This window comes from Amycolatopsis cynarae (genome assembly GCF_026802195.1).
Classification (GTDB): Bacteria; Actinomycetota; Actinomycetes; order Mycobacteriales; family Pseudonocardiaceae; genus Amycolatopsis_E; species Amycolatopsis_E rhizosphaerae.
In genome coordinates this window covers 7,017,671-7,032,493 of sequence record NZ_CP113836.1, presented here as the reverse complement: position 1 = coordinate 7,032,493, position 14,823 = coordinate 7,017,671, and the positions used below count along the sequence as shown (strand labels likewise).

General features: G+C 69.2%; 17 protein-coding genes. 11 read left to right on the top strand and 6 right to left on the bottom strand.

Going from position 1 to position 14,823, the window contains the following annotated elements; translation table 11 throughout:
* The first annotated feature begins 12 nt into the window (after positions 1–12).
* On the top strand, positions 13–639 hold the full coding sequence (locus ORV05_RS34080) for a TetR/AcrR family transcriptional regulator (protein WP_268755977.1): 627 nt from the start codon (positions 13–15) through the stop codon (positions 637–639).
* A 37-nt stretch (positions 640–676) separates the two neighbouring features.
* The gene (locus tag ORV05_RS34075) at positions 677–1,066 is read left to right on the top strand and encodes a DUF6640 family protein (protein ID WP_268755976.1); all 390 of its coding nucleotides are present in this window, start codon (positions 677–679) and stop codon (positions 1,064–1,066) included.
* Here ORV05_RS34075 and ORV05_RS34070 read toward each other — a convergent pair.
* From ORV05_RS34070 to ORV05_RS34060, 3 genes are all read right to left on the bottom strand, one after another.
* Entirely contained in the window at positions 1,063–1,992 is a 930-nt protein-coding gene (locus tag ORV05_RS34070; protein ID WP_456062022.1) for a cation diffusion facilitator family transporter, read from the bottom strand. The two genes, ORV05_RS34075 and ORV05_RS34070, sit on opposite strands and share 4 nt — an antisense overlap.
* A 98-nt stretch (positions 1,993–2,090) precedes the next feature.
* A complete protein-coding gene (locus ORV05_RS34065) occupies positions 2,091–2,765 on the bottom strand; it encodes a DUF742 domain-containing protein (RefSeq protein ID WP_268755974.1) in 675 nt (224 codons plus the stop codon).
* Positions 2,766–2,886: 121 nt separating this feature from the next.
* Positions 2,887–5,178 (bottom strand): (Fe-S)-binding protein, encoded by a 2,292-nt coding sequence (locus ORV05_RS34060; RefSeq protein ID WP_268755973.1) that lies wholly within the window; start codon positions 5,176–5,178, stop codon positions 2,887–2,889.
* Positions 5,179–5,323: 145 nt separating this feature from the next.
* On the opposite strand from ORV05_RS34060, the gene ORV05_RS34055 reads away from it, so the two are divergent.
* Genes ORV05_RS34055 through cynS form a run of 3 tightly spaced genes read left to right on the top strand, consistent with a single transcriptional unit; the run spans position 5,324 to position 6,701 of the window.
* Positions 5,324–5,650, top strand: coding sequence for a DMT family transporter (locus ORV05_RS34055; RefSeq protein ID WP_268755972.1), 327 nt, complete (start codon positions 5,324–5,326; stop codon positions 5,648–5,650).
* Positions 5,647–6,207: a TetR/AcrR family transcriptional regulator gene (locus ORV05_RS34050; RefSeq protein WP_268755971.1), complete on the top strand. Its 561-nt coding sequence runs from the start codon at positions 5,647–5,649 to the stop codon at positions 6,205–6,207. Before ORV05_RS34055 ends, ORV05_RS34050 begins: the two co-directional genes overlap by 4 nt.
* A gap of 50 nt (positions 6,208–6,257) precedes the next feature.
* Entirely contained in the window at positions 6,258–6,701 is a 444-nt protein-coding gene (gene cynS / locus ORV05_RS34045; RefSeq protein WP_268755970.1) for a cyanase, read from the top strand.
* A gap of 7 nt (positions 6,702–6,708) precedes the next feature.
* On the opposite strand, the gene ORV05_RS34040 is transcribed toward cynS, so the two are convergent.
* Positions 6,709–7,248, bottom strand: coding sequence for a YbhB/YbcL family Raf kinase inhibitor-like protein (locus ORV05_RS34040; protein ID WP_268755969.1), 540 nt, complete (start codon positions 7,246–7,248; stop codon positions 6,709–6,711).
* A 171-nt stretch (positions 7,249–7,419) separates the two neighbouring features.
* Here ORV05_RS34040 and ORV05_RS34035 point away from each other — a divergent pair, with 171 nt between their 5' ends.
* From ORV05_RS34035 to ORV05_RS34015, 5 genes are all read left to right on the top strand, one after another.
* Positions 7,420–8,088, top strand: a complete 669-nt coding sequence (locus ORV05_RS34035) for a DUF4097 family beta strand repeat-containing protein (protein WP_268755968.1) — start codon at positions 7,420–7,422, stop codon at positions 8,086–8,088.
* A gap of 171 nt (positions 8,089–8,259) precedes the next feature.
* Positions 8,260–10,128, top strand: coding sequence for a molecular chaperone DnaK (dnaK, locus tag ORV05_RS34030; RefSeq protein ID WP_268755967.1), 1,869 nt, complete (start codon positions 8,260–8,262; stop codon positions 10,126–10,128).
* Positions 10,125–10,823: a nucleotide exchange factor GrpE gene (gene grpE, locus ORV05_RS34025; RefSeq protein ID WP_268755966.1), complete on the top strand. Its 699-nt coding sequence runs from the start codon at positions 10,125–10,127 to the stop codon at positions 10,821–10,823. The genes dnaK and grpE overlap by 4 nt, the downstream gene beginning before the upstream one ends.
* A 61-nt stretch (positions 10,824–10,884) precedes the next feature.
* Positions 10,885–12,060 (top strand): molecular chaperone DnaJ, encoded by a 1,176-nt coding sequence (gene dnaJ, locus ORV05_RS34020; protein ID WP_268755965.1) that lies wholly within the window; start codon positions 10,885–10,887, stop codon positions 12,058–12,060.
* Positions 12,060–12,497 (top strand): heat shock protein transcriptional repressor HspR, encoded by a 438-nt coding sequence (locus ORV05_RS34015; RefSeq protein ID WP_268755964.1) that lies wholly within the window; start codon positions 12,060–12,062, stop codon positions 12,495–12,497. Before dnaJ ends, ORV05_RS34015 begins: the two co-directional genes overlap by 1 nt.
* Positions 12,498–12,538: 41 nt before the next feature.
* Here the strand turns inward: ORV05_RS34015 and ORV05_RS34010 are convergent, their stop codons facing one another.
* A complete protein-coding gene (locus ORV05_RS34010; protein ID WP_268755963.1) occupies positions 12,539–13,237 on the bottom strand; it encodes a dienelactone hydrolase family protein in 699 nt (232 codons plus the stop codon).
* 42 nt (positions 13,238–13,279) lie between these two features.
* Positions 13,280–14,170, bottom strand: coding sequence for an SDR family NAD(P)-dependent oxidoreductase (locus tag ORV05_RS34005; protein WP_268755962.1), 891 nt, complete (start codon positions 14,168–14,170; stop codon positions 13,280–13,282).
* Between the two features lie 89 nt (positions 14,171–14,259).
* Here ORV05_RS34005 and ORV05_RS34000 point away from each other — a divergent pair, with 89 nt between their 5' ends.
* Positions 14,260–14,823 carry a TetR family transcriptional regulator gene (locus ORV05_RS34000; protein ID WP_268755961.1) on the top strand — a complete coding sequence of 188 codons (564 nt, stop codon included), beginning with the start codon at positions 14,260–14,262 and terminating at the stop codon, positions 14,821–14,823.

The following is a 14,823-nucleotide window of genomic DNA, read 5'->3' as shown; positions in this document are numbered from 1 at the left end:
TACCCTCGGCCCATGACCAGCACCGCACCGGGCTTGCCCGGACGCCAGGCCGAGGCCCGGCGCAACGACGAGCGCGTCCTCGCCGTCGCCCGTGAAGCCCTCGCCGACGAGGGGTACGACGTGTCCATGGCGGAGATCGCGCGCCGCGCCGGGGTGGGGATCGGGACCCTCTACCGCCGCTACCCGAGCAAGGACGACCTGGTGACGGCGGTGGCGATCTCGACCATGGACTGGGCGGCGGACCAGGCCGTGGCGGCGATCGAGGCCGAAGGAGACGCATGGAGCGGTTTCGTCGACTTCCTTCGGCGCTGCGTGGAACAGCGGCCGGGCGATCTGAGGCGCCTGGCCGGGCGAATCGTCTCGTCACCGGAACGTCTCGCCGCGAGCAACCGGCTCGGGGAGGCCCTTGGCGCACTGGTGGACAAGGTGAAGCGAGCGGGCCGGCTGCGCCAGGACGTGACCGCCGCGGACGTCTACCTGCTGCTCACCCTGGTGCAGTTCCGCGACCCGGCCCTGAACCGCCGCTTCCTCGCCATCGCCGTCTCAGGCCTCCGGACGGACGGCGCGGGACTGCCGGGACCGGCGCCGAGTTGGCCGGATCTGCAGCGGTTGTGGCACTTGGAGCCCTCTTCTGATTGAATCGGAATATAGATTCCGTTCCATTCGAGGAGACGTCATGCGCATCGGCCGAGTCCTGCTGTCCGCGACCTCGCTCACCACCATGTTCGGCGCCTTCCTCGCCGACTGGAACGAGACCCATGTGCACAACCCGAACTGGCCACCCCACGCGAAGTTCCACAACGGACAGACGATGAGCATGGGGCTCGCGCTCGGTGCCTGCGCCCTGGGCTCGTTGTGGGGCGGCCGCCCGTCCCGGGGCAGGCTCGACGCCGCCACTGCCTTCGCCTCGCTCTACTGGATCACCCAGCTCTCCGCCGCCCTCTACCCCGGCACGGCGCTGGTGGACCCGCCGAGCACCCGCAAGGGACGGCAACCGGTCATCGCGGGCGCGACGCTCGCGCTCAATGCCCTCGGCTACGCACTCGAGCGCAGGCGCATCCGCTAGCTGCCTGAAGCCGGGTGGCTGTAGCGGGGAGCGAGGTCGCCGTAGCGGGCGAGCACGGCGGCGCGGAGATCGGGATCGGTGCGGGGAACCGGCTCGATGAACACCTCGGCGACGTCCGGGAACTCCTCGTGCAGCTCGGCCGCCAGCCGGACACAGGTGCGTTCGAGGTCCGCAGCCCCGAGCGCGTCGTCGAAGTCCACGCGCGCGCAGACCAGGATCTGGTCGGTACCGAGCAGCATCGTCTGGAGGTCGACCACGGCCTCGGCTTCGGGCGCCGCGGCGAGCAGCTGCCGGATCCCCGCGACCACCACCGGATCGGCCTGCCTGCCGATCAGCAGCCGGAGGTTGGTCAGCCCGAGGCTGTAGGCGACCAGCGCGAGCAGCAGCCCGATCAGGATCGACGCCGTCCCGTCCCAGACCGCCGAGCCGGTCAGATGGTGCAGGAAGAGCCCGGCGAAGGCCAGCACGAGACCGATCAGCGCCGCCGAGTCCTCCAGGAACACCGACTTCGGCGCCGGATCGTCGACCAGCCTCAGGTACTCGACGATCGACCGGTTCTGCTCGGCCGACTCGTGCCGCACCTGGCGCATCGCCTGCAGCCACGACACGGTCTCCAGCACGAACGCGGCCGCCAGCACGAGGTAGCCGATGAGCGGCCGTGACTGCTCCTTCGGTTCCCCGGTAAGCGTCGTGACACCCTCGTAGAAGGAGAACATCGCGCCGGAGGCGAAGATCGACACGGCGGCGAGCAGCGACCAGAAGTACCGCTCCTTGCCGTAGCCGAAGGGGTGCATCCGGTCGGCGGGGCGGCGCGAGCGGCGCAGTGCGGTCAGCAGGAGCAACTCGGTGATCGTGTCGGCGAACGAGTGCGCGGCCTCCGACAGCAACGCACCGGAACCCGTGATCACCCCCGCGGCGGCCTTCATCACCGCGATCGCCAGGTTGACGACACCGGCCAGCAGGACGGTCAGTGTGCTCTCGCTCGCCTCGCCTTGCCCGCTCACCCGGTGATCCTATGGCCGGGTCAAAGGCGCTGCAGACCGTCGAGAACGCGGCGCATCAGGGCCATCGGCGGGCGCCCCTCGGCGGTCCGCTCCGTGCCGTGGATGTGCAGCAGGCCCAGCTCGGCCATGTCGCTGAGCAGCACGCGCGCCACCCCGATCGGGACCGACAGGCCGACGGCGACCTCCGCCACGGACAGCGGAACGCGCAGCAGGGCACGCACGGGCTGGTACTCGCCGCTCAACGCCGGACCGGCCCACTTCCCGTCGGCCCGCAACGAGACCATGGTCTCCAGCCCGAGTTCGTAACTGGCCTGGGTACGGCCGCGGGTCAGTACGTAGGGGCGGACGCGAGGCCCGTTGTCCTCCACGTCAACCTCGTCCGTACGCACTCGCCCGGGTTTCGCCCGTGGCCTCGGTGAGGGCCTCGGCGGCTCCTCGGGCTCGGGCTCGGGCGGGCCTTCCGGCGCGTCGAGCATCTCCCATTGTTTCTCCGTCGGAAAGCGGGCACCGGCGGGCCGGTGTCGAGACGTGCGGGAGTTGCTGTCCTCGGGAAGCTGCTCCACCTCGGCCTCGGCGTATTTTTCCAGTTGTTTGGCGGACGGGAAACGAGCACCGGCCCTCGGCGCGGCCGGTTCCCCGGCCGCCTTCATTCCGGCAACCCGCTCCATGTCCATCGCCCCGTTCGCCCAGGTCACAGTGACTCGTCACAGTGGCTCGCGGACGACTACGGCTGCGAGGGCATAAGAATAACGCCTCTGTCGAGGCCACCGGGGGTATCCAGGGATACCCCCGGCGTGCCGGGACACCGGAATCTGCCTATTTGTCCTCGGTCGGCAGCGGAGTGCCGCTCGGGGCCCGGTCGGTCGCGGTGTCCGCCTCCAGCGGGTCGGCGACCGCGGCCGGGAGCCCCCCGCCCGCCCCGACCGGGACCGGCTGCGGGCGCCGCTTCACGGCCTCCAGCAGCAGCTGCGAAACGTCCACGACCTCGACCTTTTCCGAGGCCTTGCCGTCGTTCTGGCGGGCGGTGACACCGTCGGTGAGCATCACGCGGCAGAACGGGCAGCCGGTGGCGATCTTCGAGGGCGCGGTGCCGAGCGCCTCGTCCACGCGGTCGATGTTGATCCGCTTGCCGATCTTCTCTTCCATCCACATCCGGGCACCACCGGCACCGCAGCACATGGACCGGTCGGCGTGCCGCGGCATCTCGCGGAACTGGGCGCCGGAGGCACCGATCAGCTCGCGGGGCGCCTCGTAGATCTTGTTGTGGCGGCCCAGGTAGCACGGGTCGTGGTAGGTGACGTCGTCGGCGATCGGCGCCACCGGGACCAGGCGCTTCTCCCGCACCAGGCGGTTGAGCAACTGGGTGTGGTGCACGACCTCGAACTTCCCGCCGACCTCCGGGTACTCGTTGGCCAGCGTGTTGAAGCAGTGCGCACAGGTGACCACGATCTTGCGGTTGCCCGGCTCCCGGTCCTCGAAGACCGAGTTGAGCACCTCGACGTTCTGCTGCGCGAGCATCTGGAACAGGAACTCGTTACCGGCCCGGCGGGCGGGGTCACCGGTGCAGGTCTCCTCCGGGCCGAGCACGGTGTACTTGACGTCCGCGATGTGGAGCAGTTCCGCGACCGCCCGCGTGGTCTTCTTCGCGCGGTCTTCGAAGGCACCGGCGCAACCGACCCAGAACAGGTACTCGGCTTCGCCGAGGTCACCGTCGAAGACCGGCACCTCGAAGTCGAGGTCCTCGGTCCAGGCCAGCCGGTCCTTGGCGTTCTGGCCCCACGGGTTGCCCTTGTTCTCCAGGTTCTTGAACATCCCGTTGAGCTCGCTCGGGAAGTTCGACTCGATCATGACCTGGTAGCGGCGCATGTCGACGATGTGGTCGACGTGTTCGATGTCCACCGGGCACTGCTCGACGCAGGCGCCGCAGGTGGTGCAGGACCACAGCACGTCGGGGTCGATGACGCCGCCGTCGTCGCCCGCGGCGACGAGCGGACGCTCCGCCTCGGCGATGGCGAGCACGTCGATCCCGGCGTAGGGGTTGTCGCCGGTCAGGCCGATCTCTTCGCCGGTGACGTCCTTGCGGCCGCCCGCGAGCAGGTACGGCGCCTTCGCGTAGGCGTGGTCCCGCAACTGGGTGATGACCAGTTTCGGCGACAGCGGCTTACCGGTGTTCCAGGCGGGGCACTGCGACTGGCAGCGGCCGCATTCGGTGCAGGTGGTGAAGTCGAGCCAGCCCTTCCAGCTGAAGTCCTCGATCTTGCCCGCGCCGAAGACGTCCTTCTCCGGGTCGGCCTCCTCGAAGTCCAGCGGCTTGCCCGCGCTCATCATCGGCTTGAGCTTGCCCAGCGCGACGCCGCCGTCGGCCTCGCGCTTGAAGTAGATGTTGAAGAAGGCGCTGAACCGGTGCCAGGCCACACCCATGGTCAGGGTCCGCCCGACGACCAGGAGCCAGATGATGCCGGAGAGCAGCTTGACCAGTGCGGTGATGCTGACGGCCGCGGTGCTCGCGGGCAGGATCTCGGCGAGCGGCCTGGTGACGAAGCTGCTCCACAGCGCCGGGTCCTCGATACCGCTGGAGATCTTGAACGCCTTGACGCCCAGGATGCCCAGCCCCTCGACGATGACCACGGTCTCGACGAAGTACGCCTGCTTGAAGTTGGATCCCTGGAACCGGGACTGCCGGTCGGCGCGGCGCGGGTGGTTGCGCTGGCGGATGATCACCAGGGCGATCCCGCCGACCACGGTGCCGAGGCCGAGCAGCTCGACCAGGAGCAGCCAGGGTTCCCAGGCCCCGAAGACCGGCCAGTGGAAGTTCGGGTCGAAGGTCTCGCCATAGGCCTCGAACCAGACGAGCGAGCCGATCAGGAAGCCCCACATCACCATCCAGTGCCAGGGGCCGACGTGGCGGAACTTGTTCATCCGCGTGTGCGCGGCGAACTCCTTGATCAGCGTGCCGAGCCGGCTCCAGAAGGGGCCGTTGCGAGTCCCGTCGGGTTGTCCGAGGCGAATGATGCGCACCATGCGCACGACGCCGGCGACGAACGCGATCCAAGCGACAATGCTTATGGCGACGCCGATCACACCCACTGTGATCTGCAGAGCACCCATGATCGGGGCCTTTCGTCCGTATGTGTACTGGCGGGCAGCCTAACCGGGCCTTACTAGTGAGTAACCCATGACGCCGCCCTAAGTCCCACCGATGTGGCGTACGACTCCCTAGCTATTGGGACGATCGTACAAGTAGTTTGGCGAGGTGGCTGCCTATCTCCTGCTCGCGCTGGCGATCACCGCCGAGGTGTCCGCGACGGTCTCCCTCAAACTGTCCGACGGTTTCTCCAAGCTCGTCCCGTCCCTGGTCGTGGTCGCCGGGTACCTGACCGCGTTCGTCGCGCTGGGGCTGGTGCTGAAGCTCGGCCTTCCGGTCGGGGTCGCCTACGCGATCTGGGCGGCCGTGGGGGTCGCGGCCGTCGCACTCATCGGAGTGCTGTTCCTCGGCGAGCACCTCAATCTCACCATGGTCGGCGGACTCGCGCTGGTCATCGGGGGTGTCGTGCTGATCGAACTGGGGTCGGCCGCGTGAAGGGCCAGCGCGACGGCCGCAAGGTCCGGGGCGACCGGCGGCGTCAGGAGATCATCGAGGCCACGCTGCGCGTGATCGAACGCGACGGCGTCGCCGGGGTCACCCACCGCACCGTCGCCGCCGAGGCCGGCGTGCCCACCACCTCGACCACGTACCACTTCTCCAGCCTCGACGACCTGCTCATCGCGACGCTGATCTCCTGCGCGAAGGACATGGCCAGCGAGGTCTACTGGATGATCGACCGGGCCCGCTCCCGCGGCAGTCTCGGCGCCGACGAGGTGGCGGCCCTGCTCGCCGAGGCGCTCGGCCCGCAACGCGGCCGGACGATGGCCGAGTACGAGTTGTACCTGCTCGCGGCCCGGCGGCCCGAACTGCGCCCGGCCGCCCGCCGCTGGCTCGACGTGCTCACCTCGATGGTCCGGCCCGACGACCTGGTGGCGCTGCGAGCGTTCCTCGCCGGGATCGACGGACTGCTGATCCAGGGCCTGATCGACGACGAACCACCCACCGCGGAGGAACTCCGGCCGGTGGTCGAATACCTGCTGCGCCCGCGCTGAGTCCCGTCCGCGCTGGCACGCCCCGGCCCCGCCCGGAATGATCGGGGTGCATGACGACGAAGAAGGAAGCCGCCGAGGCCGTGCTCGCCGCCAAGACGCGGCTCGGGCTGACCTGGGCGGAACTCGCCGAAGCGCTCGACGCCCCGCTCGCCTGGACGACCGCCGCGCTGCTCGGCCAGCACCCGATGACCGAGGACCAGGCGGACCGCGCCGGCGAGATCCTCGAACTGTCCGCGGACGAGGTGGCGGCGCTGCGCGCGCAACCCACCCGCGGGGCGCTCGACTCGCCGGTGCCCACCGACCCCACGATCTACCGGTTCTACGAGGTGCTGCAGGTCTACGGGCCCACCATCAAGGAACTGATCCACGAGAAGTTCGGCGACGGGATCATGAGCGCGATCAACTTCCGGCTCGGCGTCGAACGCGTACCGGATCCCGCTGGCGACCGGGTCGTGGTGACCCTCGACGGCAAGTTCCTGCCCTACCAGTGGTGAGGGGGTCTCAGCCCTTGTTCTCGTAGACCGGGGTGAGGGTGGCGCGGGCCAGGGTGTGGCTGAACAGGTTGAAGCCGAGGATCGCCGGGCTGGCGCCCTCCGGCACGCCGAGCTTCTCGACGTCCACGGCGTGCACCACGAAGAAGTAGCGGTGCGGGCGGTGTCCGGGCGGCGGCGCCGCGCCGAGGAACTGCTTGACCCCGCCGTCGTTGGTCAGGGTGACCGCACCCTCCGGCAGGCCCGAGCCGCTCTCATCCCCGGCACCCGAGCTCAGCTCGGTGACCGAAGCCGGGATGTCGAACACGGCCCAGTGCCAGAACCCGCTCGCGGTGGGGGCGTCCGGGTCGTAGCAGGTGACGGCGAAGCTCTTCGTCTCGGCCGGGAAGCCCGACCAGGCCAGATGCGGCGAACGGTCCTCGCCGCCGGCGCCGAAGATGCCGCTCAGGTGCGGGGTCGCGAGGGTCTCCCCGTCCGCGATGTCGTTGCTGCGCAGGGTGAAGCTCGGTACCGAGGGCAGGAAGTCGTACGGGTTGGGCGCCTGTGCCATCAGTCCTCCTCGTCACGGGGCTCGGGGTGTCCATGAGGTTACTGCCCGCGCCGGGGGGAGGCCGCCAGGGTAGGGACAACCCCAGGGTCGATACGGGGACCTTCCCTGATGTACCCGCCTCCTCAGGCCCCTTAGCCTCACTGCACAGGAAAAATGACTGGGGAGGACGCAATGGGCAGGGTCGCACTCGCCGTCGGCGGGATCGTCCTGATCGGTGCCGGTATCGCCATCGCCACCAACTGGAACTGGCGCTGGTCCACGAGGGACCAGGTCGACCGAGAACTGGCACAACGGATCGACGCGGTCCAGCTGGATACGGGGTCCGGGGACGTGCGGATCCTGGCCGAGGACGTGGCCACCACCACCGTCCACCAGTACTTCAGCTACACCGGCGGCAAACCGGGCGACGCGTTCACGGTCGAAGGCGACAAGCTGGTGCTGCGCGACTGCGGGAACCGGTGCAGCGTGGACTACGAGGTGATCGTCCCCCGCGGTGTCGCGGTGACCGGGAAGGTCACCTCCGGGGAGACGACGGTGCGGGGCGCGGCCGCGGCGGACGTGACTTCGACCTCCGGCAACGTCATGGTCACCGACGCGACCGGACCGGTCCAGGTGCACGCGACCTCGGGCGACGTGACGGTGGCGATGAGCATGGCCCAGAACGTGAAGGTGGACGTGACCAGCGGGAACGTCATGGTGACGGTGCCGCGCGACCGCTACCGCGTGCGGACCGGCACCAGGTCCGGCAGCCAGCGGATCGACATCGCGACCGATCCGGCCGGCCCCTACGAGCTCGATCTGAGCAGCACCAGCGGCGATGTGACGGTCAGCCCGGCCTGACGGGAACAACTCGCGGCACCCCGTCGTTGGGACGGGCAGAAAGGTTGAGCGAACCCGACTCAAGTCTGGATTGACGCGAGCGGGAAGCGCAGGATAGAACTTGAGTGAGACCCGCTCAAGGCGGGCGCGATCACCGCAGCTCAAGCAGCGTATAACCAGGAGGAAACCACCATGGCGCGAGCGGTCGGCATCGACCTCGGCACGACCAACTCGGTCGTAGCCGTCCTTGAGGGCGGCGAGCCGACGGTCATCGCCAACTCCGAGGGTTCCCGGACCACCCCGTCCATCGTCGCGTTCGCCAAGAACGGCGAAGTGCTCACCGGGCAGCCCGCCAAGAACCAGGCCGTGACGAACGTGGACCGCACCATCCGGTCCGTCAAGCGGCACATGGGCACGAACTGGACGACGGAGATCGACGGCAAGGCCTACACCCCGCAGGAGATCAGCGCCCGTGTGCTGATGAAGCTGAAGCGGGACGCCGAGGCCTACCTGGGTGAGGAGATCACCGACGCCGTCATCACCGTCCCCGCCTACTTCGAGGACGCCCAGCGGCAGGCCACCAAGGAAGCCGGCCAGATCGCCGGCCTCAACGTGCTGCGCATCGTCAACGAGCCCACCGCCGCGGCCCTCGCCTACGGCCTGGACAAGGGCGAGAAGGAGCAGACCATCCTGGTCTTCGACCTCGGTGGCGGTACCTTCGACGTGTCCCTGCTGGAGATCGGCGAAGGTGTCGTCGAGGTCCGCGCGACCAGCGGTGACAACCACCTCGGTGGTGACGACTGGGACCAGCGCATCGTCGACTGGCTGGTGGACAAGTTCAAGGCTTCGCACGGCATCGACCTGACCAAGGACCGGATGGCCCTGCAACGGATCAAGGAAGCCGCGGAGAAGGCCAAGATCGAGCTGTCCAGCTCGTCGAGCGCGAACATCAACCTGCCCTACATCACCGTCGACGCGGACAAGAACCCGCTGTTCCTGGACGAGACGCTGAGCCGCGCCGAGTTCCAGCGGATCACCAACGACCTGCTGGAGCGCACGCGCCAGCCGTTCAACAACGTCATCCGCGACGCGGGCATCTCGGTCGGCCAGATCGACCACGTGGTGCTCGTCGGTGGTTCCACCCGCATGCCCGCGGTGTCGGAGCTGGTCAAGGAGCTGACCGGCGGCCGTGAGCCGAACAAGGGCGTGAACCCGGACGAGGTCGTCGCGGTCGGCGCAGCGCTGCAGGCCGGTGTGCTCAAGGGTGAGGTCAAGGACGTCCTGCTGCTGGACGTGACCCCGCTGTCGCTGGGCATCGAGACCAAGGGCGGCGTGTTCACCAAGCTCATCGAGCGCAACACCACCATCCCGACCAAGCGCAGCGAGATCTTCTCCACCGCGGACGACAACCAGCCGTCGGTGCAGATCCAGGTCTTCCAGGGTGAGCGCGAGATCGCCGCGCAGAACAAGAAGCTCGGCATGTTCGAGCTGACCGGGATCCCGCCGGCCCCGCGCGGCGTGCCGCAGATCGAGGTCACCTTCGACATCGACGCCAACGGCATCGTGCACGTGACCGCGAAGGACCTGGGCACCAACAAGGAACAGTCGATGACCATCACCGGTGGCTCCGCGCTGCCGAAGGAGGACATCGACCGCATGGTCAAGGACGCCGAGGCGCACGCGGAAGAGGACCGCAAGCGCCGCGAGGAGGTCGAGACCCGCAACCAGGCCGAGACCCTGGTCTACCAGACCGAGAAGTTCATCAAGGACAACGACGACAAGTTGCCCGAGGACCTCAAGGGCAAGGTCAAGACCGCGATCGACGAGGCGAACGAGGCCCTCAAGGGCACCGACACCGCCAAGATCAAGGACGCCATCGAGAAGCTGAACACCGCGTCGCAGGAGCTGGGCACCGCCCTCTACGCCAACGCGCAGCAGCAGACCGACGCCGGTGCCGCCGGTGCCGGCGGCGCGACCGGTTCGGCGGGGAGCACCGGTTCCTCGGCCAAGGCCGACGACGTGGTGGACGCCGAGATCGTCGACGAGGACGAGAAGAAGTGACGGGCAAGCACTATCGCGAAGCCGACGAGCAGGAACCGGAGGTGACCGAACCGGTGGTGGTCCGGGATCGTCGCAAGATCGACCCGGAGACCGGCCAGGTTCGGCCGCAGGCGACCGAGGAGGCTTCCGCGACCGCGGAAGCCTCCGGGCCGGAGCTGGGCGCGACCACCGTCGACGACGCGGTGGGCGTGCAGTCCGATCTCGAGAAGCAGCTCGCGGAGCGGACCGCGGACCTGCAGCGGTTGCAGGCCGAGTACGCGAACTACCGCAAGCGGGTGGACCGGGACCGCGAAGCCGTGGTCGCCGCGGCCAAGGCCAGCGTGGTCAACGACCTGCTGCCGCTGCTCGACGACCTCGAGCGCGCCGAGGCGCACGGTGATCTCACCGGGGCGTTCAAGGCCGTGGGCGACAAGCTCGTCGCGGGTCTGCAGCGGGCCGGCCTCGAGCCGTTCGGCGGCGAGGGCGACCCCTTCGACCCGAGCGTGCACGAGGCGGTGCAGCACAGCACCTCGCCCGACGTGTCCGGCCCGACGGTGACCACGGTCCTGCGCCGGGGTTACCGGTTCGGCGAGCGGGTGCTGCGGGCCGCGCTGGTCGGGGTGACCGACCACGAGCCGGGCGCCGAGACACCGGTCGACGCGTCCGTGGAGGGCGAGCTGCCGGTGGAGCAACTGTCGAATGAGAACCAGCAGTAACGACGCTAGGAAGCGGCTGTGATCGCTTTCGCGGTCTTGAACAGGAAGGAGGAGACGTCCGGTGAGTGCTCGCGAGTGGATCGGTAAGGACTTCTACCGAGAGCTGGGCGTCTCCTCCGACGCGTCCCAGGACGAGATCAAGAAGGCCTACCGCAAGCTGGCGCGGGAGAACCACCCCGACGCCAACCCCGGCAACGCGGAGGCCGAGCAGAAGTTCAAGTCGGTGTCCGAGGCCTACGGTGTGCTCTCGGACCCGGCGAAGCGCAAGGAATACGACGAAGCGCGGCAGTTGTTCGGCGCCGGTGGCGCCGGCACGTTCAACTTCCCGCGCGGCGGCGGTTCCGGCACCTTCGACATGAGCGACCTGTTCGGCCAGACCGCGGCGGGCGGGGGCGGTGGCTTCAGCGGCCTCGGCGACATCCTCGGCGGCCTGTTCGGCCGTCGCGGTGCGGGTGCCGGGGCGACCGCCGCCCGCGGCCAGCGGGGCGCCGACGTGGAGACCGAGGTTCGGATCGAGTTCGCCGAGGCGGTCAAGGGCGCGACGCTGCCGCTGCGGCTGTCCAGCCCGGGCACCTGCGGAACGTGCGGCGGCAACGGCGCACGGCCCGGCACGATGCCGCGCACCTGCCCGGTGTGCGGAGGTTCCGGGCTGGTGAGCCGGAGCCAGGGCGCGTTCGCCTTCTCCGAGCCGTGCCGGGACTGCCGTGGGCGTGGCCAGATCATCGACGACCCGTGCCCGGAGTGCGGCGGCGAGGGCATCAGCACCCGCACCCGCACCCTGACCGTGCGGGTGCCCGCCGGGGTCGACGACAACCAGCGCATCCGGCTCGCCGGTCAGGGCGAACCGGGCCGGGGCGGGGCCGCGGCCGGTGACCTGTACGTCCGCGTGCACGTCACCCCGGACCCGGTGTTCGGCCGGTCGGGCAACGACCTGACGATCACCATGCCGGTCACCTTCACCGAACTGGCGCTGGGTGCCACGATCGCGGTGCCCACGCTGGACGGCAAGGTGTCGCTCAAGGTGCCCGCGGGTACGGCGAGCGGCCGGGTGCTGCGGGTGCGCGGCAAGGGCATCCGCAAGCGCGACGGCTCGCAGGGCGATCTGCTGGTCACCCTGCAGGTGGCGGTTCCGTCCCGGCTCGAGCCCGCGGAGCAGGAGGCGCTGCAGGCGTTCGCGGAGGCCGCCGCGAAGCACGATCCGCGACCGGAAATCACCAAGTTGCTCAAGGAGCGGTGATGGCGTTCGGTGGGTTGCCGCACGGGGCGGACGAAGACACCCCGGTGTTCGTGATCTCGGTGGCCGCTCAGCTGTCCGGGTTGCACGCCCAGACCCTCCGGTCCTATGACCGGATGGGCCTGGTGTCGCCCGGGCGCACGGCGGGCGGCGGGCGGCGCTATTCGATGCGCGACATCGCACTGCTGCGCGAGGTGCAGCGGCTGTCGCAGGAGGCCGGGGTGAACCTGGCCGGCATCAAGCACATCATCGAGCTGGAAAACCAGGTCGAGGCCCTGCGGAACCGGGTCGCCGAGCTCACCGAAGAACTGGCCGCCGCCTACGCCGCGGCCGAGCACGCGGCGGCCGCCGTGCACGCTTCCTACCGGAAGGATCTGGTTCCGATCCGGCACGAGACCGCGCTGGTGGTCTGGAAACCGAAGCGCACCGGCAAACAGTGACGCGGGTGGGCACTTCCTCCGGAAGTGCCCACCCTTTTTCCTCAGCTGCCGAGGTACTGGGCGAAGAAGGCGAGCACGCGACGCCAGGCGTCCTCGCTGGATTCGCGGTGGAACGACAGCCCGGCGACCTTGAGCAGCTTGTTGAGCGGGCCGCCCGCGAGCTGGTTGGCGAAGCTGTGCCCGGCTTCGGGGTATTCCTTGACGTCGTGCGGGATGCCGCGGGCGGTCAGCTCCGCTTCGAGCTTGGCCGCGGCCCCCTTCAACCCCGGGTCCTTACGCCCGAAGCTGGCCACGACCGGGCAAGCATCGTCCAAAACGGACAGGTCCTTGGGCAGTTGCCCGTAGTACGGCGCGGAAGCGTCGAACCCGCCGGACGCGGCGACGAGGGCGAATCCGCCGCCCATGCAGAATCCCACCACGCCGACCTTGCCGGTGCAGTCCTCCCGTTCGGCCAGCAGCCGCCGGGCGGCCTGCAGGTCCTCGAACGCGCGGCCCTGGCCTGCCATCAGATCCCGGAACACGGACTTGATGCACCGCATGAGGCCGCCCCGGGAGAACAGGTCGGGCGCCAGCGCGACGTACCCGGCGGTGGCGAACCGCTGGGTGATGTTGCGGGTGTCCTCGCTCATCCCGAAGGCGTCGTGAACGACCACCACTCCGGGCCACGGCGGGTCACCCGCGACTTCCCGCTGGGGTAGGGCCAGATAGCCGCGAAGGGCACCATCGACAGAGATGTCCATACCGGTGAGCCTAGGAGCCCGGTCAGATCGGCGCCGTCGAACTCATCGCTTACCCAGGGGATCGAGGTGTTCGAGAGTGGCGTCGTCGGCGACCGTCGATTCGGAAAGCTCGCGCCAGCGCTCGTCCTCCGCGAGCAGCGCACGACCGGCCGCGGTGGCGTAGGCATACGCGTCGGGGCCGACGAGCAGGCGCAGCGGCGGCTCGTCCAGCGCGACCAGCCGCAGCACCAGTTGAGCCACCTTCGCCGGATCATTGGCCGCGAGCGAGTCACCGCCGTGCATGGCCGCCATTTGGCCGACGGTCGCGGTGTATTCCGGGCGGATCGGGTCGATGCGCATGGACGGGCCGGACCAGTCGGTCCGCATCCCGCCCGGTTCCAGCACGGTCACCTTGATGCCGAGCGGCGCCACCTCGGCGGCGAGCACCGAAGAGAAGCCGCCCACCGCCCACTTCGCGCTCTGGTAGGCGGCCAGCCCCGGCGTGGCCAACCTGCCGCCGACCGAGGAGACCTGGATGATGTGCCCCGACCGCTGCTCCCGCAGGACCGGCAGCGCCGCCCGGGTCAGCCGCACCACCCCGAACAGGTTGGCGTCGACCTGCGCCCGGAAATCGTCGAAGTCGACGTCTTCGATGGCGCCGACGTTGGCGTAACCGGCGTTGTTGACCAGGACGTCCAAGCGGCCGAACCGCGACACCGCGGTGCGCACCGCGGCCTCGGCCGCCTTGTCGTCGGTCACGTCCAGTCCGACCACGACGAGCCGGTCTCCGTGCTCAGCGGCGAGAGCGTCCAGCGCGGACGGGGTGCGGACCCCGGCCACGACCCGGTGCCCCGCGGCGAGGGCGGCTCGCACGATCTCCTTGCCCAGGCCGCGGGAAGCCCCGCTGACCAGGAAGACCGAATTCGAAGTTGTGGAGGACATGGTCTGCTTCACCCGAACTTTCTAACTAGTTGTTTAGCTACTTCACCAGCTAACCCTTTGCCGGGCTAGCTGTCAACTAGATGGTTAGTTAGAATGCGAAGGTGACGAGGGACGCGGAGGCCACCCGGCGACGACTCCTGGAGGCGGCGAGGGACGAGTTCGCCGCGTACGGCATCGCGGGCAGCCGCGTCGACCGGATCGCGGCCGCCGCACGCAGCAACAAGGCGCAGATCTACCACTACTTCGGCAGCAAGGACGGGTTGTTCGACGCGGTTTTCGACGCCATGTGCCGGGAGACCGTCGATGGGGTGCCGATCGACGCGGGCAACCTGCCCGAATACGCGGGCCGGCTGTTCGATTCCTACGAGCAGCGCCCGTGGGTACAGCGGATCGCGACCTGGTACCGGCTCGAGCGCGCCGGCACCGGCGATCTGAACCGGATGGTGCTCGCCAGCAACGAGGCCAAGATCCAGGCCGTCGCCGACGCGCAGGCGAGGGGCATCCTTCCGAGGCGCTTTCCCGCGGACGTCCTACTCGGGCTCGTCATCCACCTTTCCGGGTTCTGGAGTTCCCAGGTGCCGGAATTCGACGCGCTGGTGGACCATGAAACCACCGCCAAGCGGCGACAGGTCGTAGTCGACGCGGTCGCGGCGCTGCTGTCCTGA

Excerpts from the sequence above, each read along its gene's own strand:
- ORV05_RS34040 (WP_268755969.1), bottom strand. The coding sequence starts at position 7,248 with ATGGCACAGGCGCCCAACCCGTACGACTTCCTGCCCTCGGTACCGAGC.
- ORV05_RS34080 (WP_268755977.1), top strand. The coding sequence starts at position 13 with ATGACCAGCACCGCACCGGGCTTGCCCGGACGCCAGGCCGAGGCCCGG.
- dnaK (WP_268755967.1), top strand. The coding sequence starts at position 8,260 with ATGGCGCGAGCGGTCGGCATCGACCTCGGCACGACCAACTCGGTCGTA.
- ORV05_RS34070 (WP_456062022.1), bottom strand. The coding sequence starts at position 1,992 with ATGAAGGCCGCCGCGGGGGTGATCACGGGTTCCGGTGCGTTGCTGTCG.
- ORV05_RS34015 (WP_268755964.1), top strand. The coding sequence starts at position 12,060 with ATGGCGTTCGGTGGGTTGCCGCACGGGGCGGACGAAGACACCCCGGTG.
- ORV05_RS34060 (WP_268755973.1), bottom strand. The coding sequence starts at position 5,178 with ATGGGTGCTCTGCAGATCACAGTGGGTGTGATCGGCGTCGCCATAAGC.
- cynS (WP_268755970.1), top strand. The coding sequence starts at position 6,258 with ATGACGACGAAGAAGGAAGCCGCCGAGGCCGTGCTCGCCGCCAAGACG.
- ORV05_RS34035 (WP_268755968.1), top strand. The coding sequence starts at position 7,420 with ATGGGCAGGGTCGCACTCGCCGTCGGCGGGATCGTCCTGATCGGTGCC.
- ORV05_RS34010 (WP_268755963.1), bottom strand. The coding sequence starts at position 13,237 with ATGGACATCTCTGTCGATGGTGCCCTTCGCGGCTATCTGGCCCTACCC.
- ORV05_RS34075 (WP_268755976.1), top strand. The coding sequence starts at position 677 with ATGCGCATCGGCCGAGTCCTGCTGTCCGCGACCTCGCTCACCACCATG.